14 protein-coding genes are annotated in these 14,055 nt (G+C 64.3%); 5 read left to right on the top strand and 9 right to left on the bottom strand.

Features of this window, described 5'->3' with window-relative positions; genetic code table 11:
• Nucleotides 1-340: 340 nt before the first annotated feature.
• Together G8O24_RS08695 and G8O24_RS08690 are read left to right on the top strand one after the other, a co-directional pair.
• On the top strand, nt 341-715 hold the full coding sequence (locus G8O24_RS08695; RefSeq protein WP_188098369.1) for an Hpt domain-containing protein: 375 nt from the start codon (nt 341-343) through the stop codon (nt 713-715).
• A 178-nt stretch (nt 716-893) separates the two neighbouring features.
• Nucleotides 894-1,214: a 2Fe-2S iron-sulfur cluster-binding protein gene (locus tag G8O24_RS08690; protein WP_011088626.1), complete on the top strand. Its 321-nt coding sequence runs from the start codon at nt 894-896 to the stop codon at nt 1,212-1,214.
• Between the two features lie 23 nt (nt 1,215-1,237).
• Here G8O24_RS08690 and G8O24_RS08685 read toward each other — a convergent pair whose 3' ends face one another.
• The gene (locus G8O24_RS08685) at nt 1,238-1,705 is read right to left on the bottom strand and encodes an acyl-CoA thioesterase (protein ID WP_188098567.1); all 468 of its coding nucleotides are present in this window, start codon (nt 1,703-1,705) and stop codon (nt 1,238-1,240) included.
• Nucleotides 1,706-1,888: 183 nt separating this feature from the next.
• Here G8O24_RS08685 and G8O24_RS08680 point away from each other — a divergent pair, with 183 nt between their 5' ends.
• From G8O24_RS08680 to G8O24_RS08670, 3 genes are all read left to right on the top strand, one after another.
• Complete coding sequence (locus G8O24_RS08680; RefSeq protein ID WP_188098367.1) at nt 1,889-2,917, top strand: NAD(P)/FAD-dependent oxidoreductase; 1,029 nt, start codon at nt 1,889-1,891, stop codon at nt 2,915-2,917.
• A 107-nt stretch (nt 2,918-3,024) separates the two neighbouring features.
• A complete protein-coding gene (locus G8O24_RS08675; protein WP_188098365.1) occupies nt 3,025-3,615 on the top strand; it encodes a DUF2147 domain-containing protein in 591 nt (196 codons plus the stop codon).
• A gap of 248 nt (nt 3,616-3,863) precedes the next feature.
• Complete coding sequence (locus G8O24_RS08670; protein ID WP_188098364.1) at nt 3,864-4,220, top strand: hypothetical protein; 357 nt, start codon at nt 3,864-3,866, stop codon at nt 4,218-4,220.
• Nucleotides 4,221-4,271: 51 nt separating this feature from the next.
• On the opposite strand, the gene G8O24_RS08665 is transcribed toward G8O24_RS08670, so the two are convergent.
• The 8 genes from G8O24_RS08665 to G8O24_RS08630 form a co-directional block, all read right to left on the bottom strand.
• Entirely contained in the window at nt 4,272-4,541 is a 270-nt protein-coding gene (locus tag G8O24_RS08665; protein WP_188098362.1) for a hypothetical protein, read from the bottom strand.
• 184 nt (nt 4,542-4,725) lie between these two features.
• Entirely contained in the window at nt 4,726-6,267 is a 1,542-nt protein-coding gene (gene garD, locus G8O24_RS08660; protein ID WP_188098360.1) for a galactarate dehydratase, read from the bottom strand.
• Between the two features lie 116 nt (nt 6,268-6,383).
• Complete coding sequence (locus G8O24_RS08655; RefSeq protein WP_188098358.1) at nt 6,384-7,832, bottom strand: aldehyde dehydrogenase family protein; 1,449 nt, start codon at nt 7,830-7,832, stop codon at nt 6,384-6,386.
• Between the two features lie 18 nt (nt 7,833-7,850).
• A complete protein-coding gene (gene gudD / locus G8O24_RS08650) occupies nt 7,851-9,194 on the bottom strand; it encodes a glucarate dehydratase (RefSeq protein ID WP_188098356.1) in 1,344 nt (447 codons plus the stop codon).
• A gap of 26 nt (nt 9,195-9,220) precedes the next feature.
• Nucleotides 9,221-10,165 carry a 5-dehydro-4-deoxyglucarate dehydratase gene (gene kdgD / locus G8O24_RS08645; protein ID WP_188098354.1) on the bottom strand — a complete coding sequence of 315 codons (945 nt, stop codon included), beginning with the start codon at nt 10,163-10,165 and terminating at the stop codon, nt 9,221-9,223.
• Nucleotides 10,166-10,292: 127 nt separating this feature from the next.
• Nucleotides 10,293-11,198: a LysR family transcriptional regulator gene (locus G8O24_RS08640; RefSeq protein ID WP_188098352.1), complete on the bottom strand. Its 906-nt coding sequence runs from the start codon at nt 11,196-11,198 to the stop codon at nt 10,293-10,295.
• A 128-nt stretch (nt 11,199-11,326) separates the two neighbouring features.
• Nucleotides 11,327-12,667, bottom strand: a complete 1,341-nt coding sequence (locus G8O24_RS08635) for an MFS transporter (RefSeq protein ID WP_188098350.1) — start codon at nt 12,665-12,667, stop codon at nt 11,327-11,329.
• 180 nt (nt 12,668-12,847) lie between these two features.
• Nucleotides 12,848-14,041, bottom strand: coding sequence for a DUF1501 domain-containing protein (locus G8O24_RS08630; RefSeq protein ID WP_188098349.1), 1,194 nt, complete (start codon nt 14,039-14,041; stop codon nt 12,848-12,850).
• Between the last annotated feature and the right edge of the window lie 14 nt (nt 14,042-14,055).

Genomic DNA, 14,055 nt, shown 5'->3' with positions numbered 1-14,055 from the left:
CTACGCAAGCCCACAGACCGGAATATGCCGCTTGCGCGGATCTCCGAGCCATCCCCACCCGGATGGCTTGTCCGCCAATTTCCGCAACATCCTATTGGCAGAGCGTCGCGAATGAAATGCCCGCGATTAAGACATTCTTAATCATCGTTAACAGGAATGGGCCGTAACACCTTAGGCCTAAATGAAATTCTCCACCGGACTCGGCCGATTGCGGCAACTTTTCGTCAATAAACGGGCGGATTTGCGTAAAACGGCCCAAACACTTCGTTAACCATTTCCGTGCTTCGGTAAGAGGAACCGCCGGACCGGCGGACCGTCGCGCGATGCCGGGGCCTACGCCATGACGCCTGAATTGCAACGGATGGACTGGATGCCCTCGCCCCCGCTTGCGCCCATCGACAGCCCGCTCGATCTCGACCACCTCTCCCGCATGACGCTCGGCGACGCCGAACTGGAGCAGGAAGTGCTCGCCATGTTTGCCGAGCAGGCGGCCCGGCTGCTCGCGGCGATGACGGCGCTGCCGGCCGAGACCGGTGCGCTCGCGCACAAGCTCAAGGGCTCGGCGCGCGGAATCGGCGCCTTTGCGGTCGCGGATGCCGCAGCCAGCCTGGAGACCGCGGTCCGAACCGGCCACAACCGGCCCCACGCCCTCGCGGCGCTGAAAGAGGCGGTTGCCGAGGCTCGCGCCGCCATTGCGGCGATCCTCAAGCACTAGGCCGCGTCTTTCCAAGACGCCGGAATGGCCTTGCGCACTAGTCTTTTGTTTTGACGCGTTTTCTCGACGAGGACCGGGATCCACTTCGCCCGAAAACGCTATGGCGCGGTCCTGAGCGACCCGTTATAGGACAACCCGGACCCTCCTTTTTCCCCAGATCGCGGCAGCACGAGAACACATGGCCAAAATTCACTTTGTCGACCACAAGGGCGAAACCCGCACGGTGGAAATCGAGAACGGCGCAACCGTGATGGAAGCCGCCATCCGCAACAGCATTCCCGGCATCGAGGCCGAGTGCGGCGGCGCCTGCGCCTGCGCAACCTGCCATGTCTATGTCGACGAAGCCTGGCGCGAGAAGGTCGGCAGCCCGACTCCGATGGAAGAGGACATGCTCGACTTCGGCTTCGACGTGCGCCCGAACTCGCGCCTGTCGTGCCAGATCAAGGTCTCCGACGAGCTCGACGGGCTGGTCGTCTCGACGCCGGAACGTCAGGCCTGATCGCCTCTCCCGTAGCTGGATAATCAGCTGCCCGGCGGTGCGACCTCGATGCCGCGCTTGTGCCAGGGTTTGAATTTCGCGATCACCTCCGCGGTCAGCGGAGCCGGCCGGCGCGTCGCCTCGTCGAGCAGCACGCCGACCGACGTTGCCGACGCAATGCACGTCCCGTTCGAAAACACGACCTGCTCGAAGGTCACGGATGTACGTCCGAGCTTCACCACGCCGAGGCCGAGCTCGATCGTGTTCGGCCAGTGCAGTTCGGCACGGAAATGCATGTCGAGCCGCACCATGATCCAGGCGAGGCCAGGCGGTGTCAGCCCGTATTGGGGAAGCTTCATCAGCGTGACGCGGCCGGTCTCGAAATAGGTGGCGTAGACCGCATTGTTGACGTGCTGGTTGGGGTCGAGATCACCGAAGCGGACAATATCGCTGAGGCGAAAGGGGAAGTCCTCAAGGCGCGGCGTCGTATCGAGGCGGCTTGGTGCGTTCACCTGATTGATCTCCGTCATATCCAGCCCCGTTACAGCCCAGTTATCCTGACCCGGCAAGTGGGTGTGCTCGCGGGGCGCTCCCGCTTTTATGCCTTCCCTGATCCATCCCCGTTGGCTAGACAGGCAGGGTCACCTCTGCCCGACGGGCGCCGTCCAACCGATAACGACCGATAAAGAGACGACATGAGCGACGTGATCAAAACCGATGTGCTGATTATTGGCGCCGGCCCTTGCGGTCTGTTCGCCGCCTTCGAGCTTGGCCTTCTCGACATGAAGGCGCATTTCGTCGACATCCTCGACAAGGTCGGCGGCCAATGCGCCGAGCTCTATCCGGAGAAGCCGATCTACGACATTCCCGGCATTCCGCAGGTGTCGGGGCAGGGGCTCACCGACGCGCTGATGGAGCAGATCAAGCCGTTCCACCCGACCTTCCATCTCGGCGAGATGGTGGAGACCGTGGAGAAGATCGGCGATCCCGCCTTCCGTTGCACCACCGACGCGGGCAAGGTGTTCGAGTGCAAGGTGCTGGTGATCGCCGCCGGCGGCGGCTCGTTCCAGCCGAAGCGTCCGCCGGTGCCGGGGATCGAAGCCTATGAAGGCACCTCGGTTCACTACGCCGTGCGCAAGATGGAGACGTTCCGCGACAAGAACGTGCTGATCGTCGGCGGCGGCGATTCCGCGCTCGACTGGACGCTCAACCTGCATCCGATCGCGAAGCGCATCACGCTGCTGCATCGGCGCGACGAATTTCGCGCCGCGCCCCATAGCGTCGAGCAGATGCGCGCGCTGGTTGCCGACGGCAAGATGGATCTGCGGCTCGGCCAGGTCACCGCGCTCGCCGGCGGCGAGGGCAAGCTCACCGGCGCCACCGTCAAGGGCAACGACAACAGCGTCACCGAGATTGCCTGCGACACCCTGCTGCCGTTCTTCGGCCTCACCATGAAGCTCGGGCCGGTCGCGAACTGGGGCATTGCGCTCGAGAACAATCTGGTGCCGGTCGAAACGTCGGCGTTCGAGACCAACGTGCCCGGAATCTTCGCCATCGGCGACATCAACACCTATCCCGGCAAGATCAAGCTGATCCTGTGCGGCTTCCACGAGGGCGCGCTGATGTCGCAAAAAGCCCACCGCTATGTCTATCCGGAGAAGCGGCTGGTGTTCCAATACACGACCTCGTCCTCCAGCCTGCAAAAGAAGCTCGGAGTCAACTGACGGCGGCAGCCGCCGCGGATCGGATCCCATGTTTCTGGTGCTGGAATGGTTCGCGAAATCGCCGTAGTCTGCGGCCATTCCAGTCGTGGAATAGCAAGGTGATGATAATGCGGACTCTCTTTTCCAGCTTTCGGCTGCTGCCGTTCCTCGCGTTCGCGCTCGCGGCGATGAGCCCGGTCGCGGCGCAAGCCCCGCAGCCGACTGCCGCGGGCCTTTGGCAGAAGGTCGAAAATGGCAAGACGGTGGGATGGTTCCTCTTCATCGACCACAACGGCATCTTCGAAGGCGTGATCGCAAAGACCTTTCCGCGCCCCGGCGACGACCCGAACGAGGTCTGCTCGAAATGTACCGACGATCGCAAGGACCAGCCGGTGCTCGGCCTCTCCTTCATTCGCGACATGAAACGCGACGGGTTGAAGTATGAGGGCGGCAACGTCGTCAATCCACGCGACGGCAACATCTGGAAGGCCAAGATGACGGTGAGCCCGGATGGCCAGACCCTGACCATGCGAGGCTTCCTCGGCATCTCCCTGTTCGGCAAGGACGAAACCTGGACGCGCCTGCCGGACGCCAACATCGCGCAGGTCGATCCGGCGATCGTCGCCAAATACCTGCCCGCCCAGGCGGCCGCGACCGTGCCGAAGCCGGCACCCGCCGCGAAGAAGGGCGGCGCAATGGCGCCGGCGCCGAAGCAGTAGGCTCGGCGCGCGGCCGTCGCGGCTTCTGCCGCACGCAACCGTCATTTCCGGCAGAGATGCGTTCGTCGAAGGACGAACGCCGGGCGCACATGCGCCAGTAGTTCCCCGGAATGCGCGCTGGCGCCGGATTTGCATAGCTGTCGGCAAAGCTGCCGGAGGAACGAGTCGTCGTTTCCGCGCCCGTTCGAGGGCGTGAGGGGACGCCGGCTGGTCCTCGCGGCGCCGCCTTCGATCGGTGAGATGACGCTATGAGACTTGCAAGACTGTGTGCGGCGAGCCTGCTTGGGCTGATGACGGCGCTCGCAACATCGGCGCTCGCGCGCGATGACGGGCGCTATGCCAACTCGCCGCTCAAACCCTGGTTCGAGAGCCTGCGCAGCGAGTACGGGCAGTGCTGCTCGGACGCCGACGGCTATGTCGTCGCCGATGTCGACTGGGAGTCCGACAAGGGACATTACCGCGTGCACCTCGACGAGGAGTGGGTCGTCGTGCCCGACGGTGCCGTGATCACCGAGCCGAACAAGATCGGCCGCACCATGGTGTGGAAGCACTATATCGACGGTCATCCGCGCGTGCGCTGCTTCATGCCAGGAAGCATGACCTGAGGCGCTGACGGCGCCCGCAATGGATGCGGACGCTGCAGCCGAGAGCGATGCCTAGCGCGGCTTGCCGTCGGAGCTCGCGCTGGCGAGCCGCTTGACGCGCGGCGACAGCACCGAGATTTGCGCGGGCGAGGCCGGCATCCCAGCGACGGTCATCGCGGCCGGGGTCGATTGCTGCTCGACATCGGTGGCACCGAGCACTTGCACCTGCACTGCCGAGATCGGAAACGACTTGGACTCGTAAGAGGGCAACTCGCCGGCAAACGCGCTGGCTGTGCTTGCAATCACCGCGCCGGCAACGGCCATCATCGAAAGAACACGCATTTCAAAATCTCCGTTGAAGATATCAATCGGAGGTTTGGTCGCAACACGGCTGCGAGAGGTTCGCTTGTGTGCGAACATTCGTGTCCAATGACGGAGTTATTTGGTTGCGTGGCGCGACCATCATGAAGTGAAGGCGACGCTTTTCGCGCCTTTGTTTCAGGCTGGTTTCACCGGATGCCGGCGCTCACGTCACTGGCGCCGGATTGAACAGCGTGAGGTCGTTGTGGATGCCCCAGCGATCCGACCACGGCTTGGTCCGGCCGGAGGCGACGTCGAGGATCAGGCGGAACAGATCCCAGCCGGTTTCCTCGATGGTCTTGGCACCGGTGGCGATGCCGCCCGCGTCGAAATCGATCAGGTCCTTCCAGCGACGCGCCAGCTCGGTGCGGGTTGCGACTTTGATCACAGGCGCAGCCGCGAGGCCATAGGGCGTGCCGCGTCCGGTGGTGAACACTTGCAACGTCATGCCGGAGGCGAGCTGGAGCGTGCCGCAGATGAAGTCGCTCGCCGGCGTTGCCGCGAACAGCATGCCCTTCTGCGTTGCCTTCTGGCCGGGCGAGAGCACGCCCGTGATGGCTGATGAGCCTGATTTGACGATCGAGCCCAATGATTTTTCGACGATGTTGGCGAGGCCGCCCTTCTTGTTGCCAGGCGTCGTGTTGGCGCTGCGGTCGGCGCCGCCGCGGGCGAGGTAGGAATCGTACCAGGCCATCTCGCGCACCAGCGCGCGGCCGACATCCTCGTTGATGGCGCGCCTGGTGAGCAGCTGAATCGCGTCGCGCACTTCGGTGACTTCCGAGAACATCACGGTGGCGCCGGCACGCACCAGGAGGTCCGCGGCGAAGCCCACGGCGGGATTGGCGGTGACGCCGGAGAAGGCATCGCTGCCGCCGCATTGCAGGCCGATGACGAGGTCGGACGCCGGACGGGTCTCGCGCCTGCGGGTGTTGAGCACCTTCAGCCGTGCCTCGGCCTGGGTCATGATCGCATCGACGATGGCGCCGAAGCCGTCAAAGGCCTCGTCCTGCATGCGCACGATGGCGTCGCTGACGCCTTCCGGCACCAGCCGCTCCGGCGCGAGCTTTTCGCAGCCGAGGCCGACGACGAGAATCTCGCCGCCGAAATTCGGGTTGAGCGCGAGGTTTTGCAGGGTGCGGATCGGTACGACCGCGTCGGGTGCGGTGATGGCGACGCCGCAGCCATAAGCGTGGGTCAGCGGCACGACGTCATCGACATTAGGATATTTCGGCAGCAGCTCGGCGCGGATGCGCTTCACCGCATATTCCATCGTGCCCTTGACGCATTGCACGGAGGAGGAGATGCCGAGGATGTTCTTGGTGCCGACCGACCCATCAGGATTGCGATAGCCCTCGAAAGTAAAGCCTTCGAGCGGCGGCAGCGGCGCGGGGACGGCAGTCGAGATTTCCAGTTTGTCGAGGGCAGGGGCCTCGGGCATGCGGATGCGGGCCTCGTCGACCCATTCGCCGGCCGATATCGGCGAGAGCGCGTAGCCGATCACCTCGCCATAGCGGATGATTGGCTCATCCTGTGCGATATCGATCAGGGCGGTCTTGTGCCCTTGCGGCACGAAGGCGCGCAGCGTCAACCCGCAGGCAAAGCGGGAGCCGGCGGGAAGCCCGAAATCATTGACCACGATCGCGACGTTGTCGCGCGCGTTGAGCTTGATGTAGCGGGGCTGTTCTTTTGCTGCGACGTCCTGGTCCATGGAGGATTCCGGGATTTGTAAGGTGGGTTAGCGCAGCGTAACCCACCATTGTCTTTGTCCGCGGAAGCAGAAGAGGTGGGTTACGCTGCGCTAACCCACCCTACGATGTCAGCCCATCAACCCGGATAGGTGTAAGCCGTCTTCACCGTGGTGTAGAACTCGCGGGCATAGGAACCCTGCTCACGGGCGCCGTAGCTCGAGCCCTTCCGGCCGCCGAACGGCACGTGATAGTCGACGCCGGCGGTCGGCAGGTTGACCATGACCATGCCGGACTCGCTGTTGCGCTTGTAGTGCGAGGCGTATTTCAGGCTTGATGTGCAGATGCCGGAGGCGAGGCCGAACTCGGTGTCGTTGGAGATCGCGAGTGCCTCCTCGTAGTTCTTGGCGCGGATGACGGCGGCGACGGGGCCAAAGATCTCTTCACGCGCGATGCGCATGTTGTTGTTGGCTTCGGTGAACAGCGCCGGCTGCAGGTAATGGCCGGGGTTCTCGCGCTTGAGCAGCTCACCGCCGAAGGCGAGCTTGGCGCCCTCGTCCTGGCCGATCTTGATGTAGCGCAGGTCCTGGTCGAGCTGGCTCTGGTCGACCACCGGGCCGATATGCACGCCGGCCTTGAGCGCATCGTCCACCGACAGGCTGTTCAGGCGTTCGGCCACAGCAGCGACGAAGCGATCATGGATGCCTTCGGTGACGATCAGGCGCGAGGAGGCGGTGCAGCGCTGGCCGGTCGAGAAATAGGCGCCGTTGACGGCGACCTCGACGGCTGTTTTGAGGTCGGCGTCGTCGAGCACGACCAGCGGGTTCTTGCCGCCCATCTCGAGCTGGAATTTCTTCATCGGGTTCGAGAGCACGCAGGCCTGCGCGATCTTGCGCCCCGTCTGCACCGATCCGGTGAAGGAGATCGCGGCAACGTCAGGGTGCTCGAGCAGGGTCTGGCCGACGACGGAGCCGGAGCCGACCACGAGATTGAACACGCCGGCGGGAATGCCGGAGCGAGTGATGATCTCGGCGAGCGCGTGGCCCGAGCCGGGCACCAGCTCGGCCGGCTTGAACACGACGGTGTTGCCGTAGCAGAGCGCGGGCGCGATCTTCCAGGCAGGGATCGCGATCGGGAAATTCCAGGGCGTGATCATGCCGACGACGCCGACCGGCTCACGCGTCAGCTCGACGTCGATCCCGGGGCGGACCGAGGCGCCCTTCTCGCCGATCAGGCGCAGCGCCTCGCCGGCGAAGAACGCAAAGATCTGGCCGGCGCGGGCGACCTCGCCGATGCCCTCGGGCAGCGTCTTGCCTTCCTCGCGGGCGAGGAGTTTGCCAAGCTCTTCTTTTCGGGCGAGGATTTCGGTGGAAATCTTGTTCAGCGCGTCGTAGCGCACCTGCGGGGTCGACTGCGCCCAGGCGGGGAACGCGGCCTTCGCGGCGGCGATCGCCTTCTCGGTCTGCGCCTTGTCGGCCTTGGCGTATTCGCCGACGAGATCGTTGGTGTTGGAGGGGTTGATGTTCCTGGTGACGCCGGAGCCATCGACCCACTCGCCGCCGATGAAGTTTTTCAGGATCGCAGTCATCTCATTCCTCCAGAGTTTCTAACGCACGAGGCAGGGACGCTTGTCGTCAAAGCTCCAGCCCGGGATCAGATCCTGCATGGCAATAGCGTCATCGCGGGCACCGAGTCCATGCTTCTTGTAAAGCTCATGCGCGGCCTCGATGGCCGCGCTGTCGATCTCGATGCCGAGACCCGGGCGATCCGGAACCGCGATCTTGCCACCGCGGATCAGTAGCGGCTCCTTGGTCAGCGCCTGGCCATCCTGCCAGATCCAGTGGGTGTCGATCGCGGTCACCTTGCCCGGAGCGGCGGCGCCGACATGGGTGAACATCGCCAGCGAAATGTCGAAGTGGTTGTTGGAGTGCGAGCCCCAGGTCAGGCCGTTGTCACGGCAGGTCTGGGCGACGCGGACGGAGCCTTGCATGGTCCAGAAATGGGGATCGGCCAGTGGAATGTCCACCGCGCCCAGGCGCAGGGCGTGGCTGAGCTGCCGCCAGTCGGTGGCAATCATGTTGGTCGCGGTCGGCAGCCCCGTGGCGCGGCGGAACTCGGCCATGATCTCGCGGCCGGAGAAGCCCGCCTCGGCACCGCAGGGGTCCTCGGCATAGGCGAGGATGCCGTGCATGTTCTTGCAGAGGCTGATGGCCTCGTCGAGCGACCAGGCGCCATTGGGATCGAGCGTGACGCGCGCGTTGGGAAAACGCTTGGCGATGGCCGTGACCGCCTCAATCTCCTGTTCGCCGCGGAGCACGCCGCCCTTGAGCTTGAAATCGGCGAAGCCGTAATGGTCCTGCGTGGCCTCCGCGAGCCGCACCACGGTCTCCGGGGTCATCGCCTCCTGATGGCGGAGGTTAAACCATTCCGCCTTGCCGGTCTCGCCGGTGACGTAGTCGAGCTTGGACTTACGCCGATCGCCGACGAAGAAGAGATAGCCGAGCGTTTCGACGCTGTTGCGCTGCTGGCCTTCGCCGAGCAGGGCGGCGACAGGCAGATTGAGGTGCTGGCCGAGCAGGTCGAGCAGGGCGGATTCGATCGCAGTGACCGCGTGGATCATCACGCGAAGATCAAACGTCTGCTTGCCACGGCCGCCGGCGTCGCGGTCGGCGAAGGTCGTTCTGATATCGGCGAGGATGTTGTTCATCGCGCCGACGGTCTTGCCGATCACGAGATCCCTGGCGTCCTGCAGGGTCTGCCAGATCTTTTGCCCGCCCGGCACCTCGCCGACACCGGTGTGGCCGGCATTGTCGGTGAGGATGACGATGTTACGGGTGAAGAACGGCGCGTGCGCGCCGCTTAGATTGAGGAGCATGCTGTCGCGGCCCGCGACTGGAATCACCTGCATCGCTGTGACGACTGGCGCTCCGGAAATTGCAGTCTGGGCCATCGCACGATCCTCCCGGTTGTCGTTTGTTATTCAGCAGCCTGTTGTGACGATCGGATGGCGGGCAGATTCTGCACCAGCGCCGTCAGTTCCGCCATCTCCTGCTCGGTCAGGTCGGTGAGCGGCGGGCGGACCGGTCCGGAATCGCGGCCAATCACCTTCATGCCGGCCTTGATGATCGAGACCGCATAGCCCTTCTTGCGATTGCGGATCGCGATCAGCGGCAGGATGAAATCCTTTAGCCCGGCATGGATCGTGGCATGGTCGCGCTTGCGCACAGCGGCGTAGAAATTGGTGGCGAACTCGGGCACGAAATTGAACACGGCCGAGGAATAGGTCGTCACGCCCATGTCGAGATAGGGCAGCGCGAAGGTCTCGGCGGTCGGCAGGCCACCGACATAGGTCAGGCGGTCGCCGAGGTTGGTGTAGACGCGGGTCATCAGCTCGATGTCGCCGATGCCGTCCTTGTAGCCGACGAGGTTCGGGCAGCGCTCGGCGAGGCGGGCCAGCGTGTCGGGCTGCAGGATGGCGTTGTCTCTGTTGTAGACGATGACGCCGATCTTCACGGAGGCGCAGACGGCCTCGACATGAGCGGCGAGGCCCTCCTGTTCGGAATGGGTGAGGTAGGGCGGCAGCAGCAGCAGGCCGTCCGCGCCGGCCTTCTCCGCCCCGACGGCGATCTCGCGCGCAATCGCGGTGCCATAGCCGGTGCCGGCGAGCACGGGCACGCGGCCCTTGGTCTCGTCGACGGCGACCTTGACCACCTCAGGGACCTCGGTCGGGGTCAGCGAGAAGAACTCGCCGGTGCCGCCGGCGGCGAACAGGCCTGCGACGTTGTAGCCGCACAGCCAGTCCATATTGGCGCGGTAGGTCGCTTCGTCGAAGGAATAGTCCGCCTTGAATGGCGTGACGGGGAAGGACAGGAGGCCCGATCCGATCTTCTGGGCCATTTCCTGCGGGGTCATCTTGCTCATGGGCGCTGCTCCCTGCTGTCGTGTGTGTCGGGGACGCTCACTGAGGCACGCGTCCATGGCCGCTGTTTAGGCAAGCGTTCGATGCGCGTCCAAGCCAAAGCCTATATCGACCGATGCGGATTGAGCATCAATCCTCCACGACCTCCACGGACGACAATTCACCGGCGATCTTGACCAGCGCCGACAGCAGCGGGTTCTCGTCGTCGCGGCGCCAGACCATGAAGAGCTCGACCGGCACGCGGTTGCGCAGCTTCAGCGGCCGCAGCCGGACGTCGGAGATTTTCAGCCCGGCGGCCGCCGCCGGTACGATGGCAAGGCCAAGACCGGCGCGCACCATCGCCAGGATCGAATGGATCTGACTCAAATGCTGGACATAACGCGGCAGTATGTCGGCGCGGGTGAACAGCGCCACAAGGAGATCGTGGAAGTAGCGGCTCTCATAGGGCGAATACATCACGAAGGGCTGGTCGTCGAAATCCTTGACCGTGATGTTCTCGGCATTGGCCAGCGGATGCTTCTTCGGGATCGCAGCGAGCAGGGGCTCGGCGACGACGCGGCGGCTGGCGAGCTCCGGCCGCGCGATCGGCGGCCGCAGCAGGCCGGCATCGATCTGGCCCGAGGTCAGCGCTTCGAACTGGTCGCCGGAGACCATCTCCTTCAGCGAGAAATCGACCTCCGGCAGCTTGGCGCGGCAGGCCGCGACCAGTTCGGGCAGGAAGCCGTAGGCGGCCGCGGCCGTGAAGCCGATCTTCAGCGAGCCGGTCTTGCCGAGTGCGATGCGGCGGGCGACCTGCGAAGCGCTTTCGGCGAGCTTCAGGATGCGCCGCGCTTCGGGGAGGAAGCTGCGGCCCGCCGGTGTCAGGCGCACCGAGCGGCTGGTGCGCTCCAGCAGCGGCGCGTCGATGATGTGCTCAAGCACCTGGATTTGCCGGGACAGTGGCGGCTGGGTCATGTTCAGCCGCGCGGCGGCGCGGCCGAAATGCAGTTCCTCCGCCACCGTGACGAAACAGCGGAGCTGGTTGAGGTCGAACATCGATACATGCCTTAGATGGATAAGGCGTTTCTCCGGCACTTCTAGCATCGATCTCTCCTTAAACAAAGACGGCGGCCTTTGACAGCCGCCGTTGAGTTGCCTGTCCCGCTCCGCTTGTTCCGGAGCGCTCAGGAGGAACGTTTGAGCATCACCCGCTCGATCCTGCCCACGACCACGAGATAGGCGAACGCCGCCACCAGCGCGTTGATGCCGACGAAGACCAGGGCGCCGTTGAAGGAGCCGGTCGCAGCCACGATGTAGCCGATCACGATCGGCGTGGTGATCGAGGAGAGATTGCCGAAGGCATTGAACAGGCCACCGGATACGCCGCCGGCTTCGCTGGGCGACGTGTCGGAGACGACGGCCCAGCCGAGCGCACCGATGCCCTTGCCGAAGAAGGCGAGCGCCATGAAGCCGACCACCAGCGCCTGTCCCTCGACATAGTTGCAGGCGATGATCGACATCGACAGCAGCATGCCGCCGACGATCGGAATCTTGCGCGCCATGGTCAGCGAGCCGGTCCTGCGCAGGATGGCGTCGGAGATGATGCCGCCAAGCACGCCGCCAATGAAGCCGCACAGCGCTGGCAGTGTGGCGATGAAGCCGGCTTGCAGGATCGAGAGGCCGCGCTCCTTGACGAGATAGACCGGGAACCAGGTCAGGAAGAAATAGGTCAGGGTGTTGATGCAGTATTGGCCGAGATAGACGCCAAGCATCATGCGGTTGGAGAGCAGCTGGCGGATGTGGTCCCACCCGGAGCCGGCCTCGGGCGCGCGCTTCTCCTTGGGCGCGTCGAGATCGACCAGCGCGCCGCCGTCCCTGATGTAATCGAACTCGGCCTCGTTGATACCAGGATGCTCCTTCGGACCGTAAACGGTCCTGAGCCAGACGAGGCCCATGACTACTCCGAGCGCGCCCATCACAGAGAAGACGTAGCGCCAGCCGTAATCATGCGCGATCCAGCCCATCAGCGGCGCGAAGATCACGGTGGCGAAATATTGCCCCGAATTGAAGAAGGCCGATGCGGTACCGCGCTCGTTGCCGGGAAACCAGGCTGCGACGATGCGGGCGTTGGCGGGGAAGGACGGAGCTTCAGCGATGCCGACCAGGAGGCGAAGCGCGAACAGCACGATGATGGCGGCACCGGCGCTGAGGAGGCCGACCCAGCCCTGCATCATCGTGAACAGTGACCAGACAATGATGCTGAAGGCATAGACGAGGCGCGAGCCGTAGCGGTCGAGCAGCCAGCCGCCCGGCACCTGCGCGGCCACATAGGACCAGCCGAAGGCCGAGAAAATCCAGCCCATCGCGACGGGATCGAGATGAAGTTCCTTGGACAGCGCGGGGCCGGCGATCGAGAGCGTGGCACGGTCGGCGTAGTTCACCGTAGTGACCAGGAACAGCATGGTCACGATGAACAGTCTGACGCGAGACCTCCTCGCGTCCGTTGCGGACACCACTGCGCTCATCGGGCGCCTCCTTAGAACTCGAATTGTTTCCTCACGACGACTCCTAGAGGCGCGCGCAGGAAAGTGTCCAAGTTGAAGGGAGTATCGATTGATGCCGATTTTGAATTGATGAAACGGCAGGTCCTGCGAACGCGGCCGGAAAGCCGCGTCAAGCGCAGGACGGCGTGTCAGCAGGAGCAGCTAAACCAATGCCAGGTTGGTCGGATGCACGCCGGTGAAAATGCGCTGCAGGCTCTCGTTGCCAAGACCGAAGACGTGGCCGAACAGATCGGCAAACAGCGCGCGATAGTCGGTCAGCACGGGATAGTCGCGGTTCTGGAACAGGTGTGGCTGCTCGACCTTGACCTGCTCGCCGAGGATGCGGCCGCCATTGATGCCGCCGCCGAGCACCCAATAGACGCTGCCATGGCCATGGTCGGTGCCGCGGTCGCCGTTCTCGCGAAAGGTGCGGCCGAATTCGGAGATCACGACGACGACCGTATCGCGCCAGGCCGCAGGCCCGACCTCCTCGGAGAAGCCGACCAGCGCACGACCGAGCTCGCCGAGCCGGTCGGCGAGATAGCCGGTGGCTGCGCCCTGGTTGACATGGGTGTCCCAACCGCCGACGTCGACGAAACCGAGATTGAACTGCTCGCGCATCAAGCGGCCGATACGCCGCGCCGACAGTTCGAAGCCGCGCGGCGACACCGCGCCGCGATTGGCAGCATTCATCTCCTCGGAGACCGAGCGGTAGACGTCGTCGCGCACGCGAAAACCTTCCGAGACCGAAGAGGCCAGATTGGACTGGGCATACATCTTCTTGATCAGATCGGCCTGGCGGTCGTCGACGCCGGGTTTGGCAACGTTGTTGATGCCTGTATTTGGCACCTGCGATTTGCCGCGGAAGATCAGCGGCAGCTGATCGGTGAACGCGATCGGCTTGACGCGGGTCAGCTCGGCGGCGAGCCGGCTCATGAAGCCAGAGCGATAGTCGCGCGAGCCGCCGGCGGACTGGCCGAGCTCGATCGTGTCCTGGGTCTCGAAATGGCTCCGTGTCAGGTCGTCGCTGGTGCCGGCGAAGGGAATGAAGGCGATCTCGCGCTTGGCCCAGAGCGGATAGATGCTGTCGCGCAAGGCCGGATGCAGTCCCCAATCGGCGTCGAGCGCGAGTGCGGAATTGGGATTGCCGACATCGGGCTTGGCGATGGCGAGGGTCGGCCGCGAGGCGCGATAGAAATCACTCGAGACCGGCACGACGACATTTGCCGCATCATAGGCACCGCGCAAGAACACGACCAGCATGCGGGCATCGGTCGCCGGCGCAGCCCAAACGCGGCCCGCCACCGTGAGCGGGGCCAGCGCGGCAAACGACTTGATCAGCTTGCGGCGGTTCATGGCGATCTCCGTGG

This window comes from Bradyrhizobium campsiandrae, assembly GCF_014529705.1.
Classification (GTDB): domain Bacteria; phylum Pseudomonadota; class Alphaproteobacteria; order Rhizobiales; family Xanthobacteraceae; genus Bradyrhizobium; species Bradyrhizobium campsiandrae.
The sequence above is the reverse complement of the archived record's forward strand: the minus strand, read 5'-3'. Positions and strand labels throughout refer to the sequence as shown.

What these genes read in the sequence shown, in the direction of transcription:
- G8O24_RS08665 (WP_188098362.1), bottom strand. Translation starts at nt 4,541, where the DNA reads ATGCGTGTTCTTTCGATGATGGCCGTTGCCGGCGCGGTGATTGCAAGC.
- garD (WP_188098360.1), bottom strand. Translation starts at nt 6,267, where the DNA reads ATGGACCAGGACGTCGCAGCAAAAGAACAGCCCCGCTACATCAAGCTC.
- gudD (WP_188098356.1), bottom strand. Translation starts at nt 9,194, where the DNA reads ATGGCCCAGACTGCAATTTCCGGAGCGCCAGTCGTCACAGCGATGCAG.
- G8O24_RS08670 (WP_188098364.1), top strand. Translation starts at nt 3,864, where the DNA reads ATGAGACTTGCAAGACTGTGTGCGGCGAGCCTGCTTGGGCTGATGACG.
- G8O24_RS08690 (WP_011088626.1), top strand. Translation starts at nt 894, where the DNA reads ATGGCCAAAATTCACTTTGTCGACCACAAGGGCGAAACCCGCACGGTG.
- G8O24_RS08680 (WP_188098367.1), top strand. Translation starts at nt 1,889, where the DNA reads ATGAGCGACGTGATCAAAACCGATGTGCTGATTATTGGCGCCGGCCCT.
- G8O24_RS08640 (WP_188098352.1), bottom strand. Translation starts at nt 11,198, where the DNA reads ATGTTCGACCTCAACCAGCTCCGCTGTTTCGTCACGGTGGCGGAGGAA.
- G8O24_RS08655 (WP_188098358.1), bottom strand. Translation starts at nt 7,832, where the DNA reads ATGACTGCGATCCTGAAAAACTTCATCGGCGGCGAGTGGGTCGATGGC.
- kdgD (WP_188098354.1), bottom strand. Translation starts at nt 10,165, where the DNA reads ATGAGCAAGATGACCCCGCAGGAAATGGCCCAGAAGATCGGATCGGGC.
- G8O24_RS08695 (WP_188098369.1), top strand. Translation starts at nt 341, where the DNA reads ATGACGCCTGAATTGCAACGGATGGACTGGATGCCCTCGCCCCCGCTT.
- G8O24_RS08635 (WP_188098350.1), bottom strand. Translation starts at nt 12,667, where the DNA reads ATGAGCGCAGTGGTGTCCGCAACGGACGCGAGGAGGTCTCGCGTCAGA.
- G8O24_RS08675 (WP_188098365.1), top strand. Translation starts at nt 3,025, where the DNA reads ATGCGGACTCTCTTTTCCAGCTTTCGGCTGCTGCCGTTCCTCGCGTTC.
- G8O24_RS08630 (WP_188098349.1), bottom strand. Translation starts at nt 14,041, where the DNA reads ATGAACCGCCGCAAGCTGATCAAGTCGTTTGCCGCGCTGGCCCCGCTC.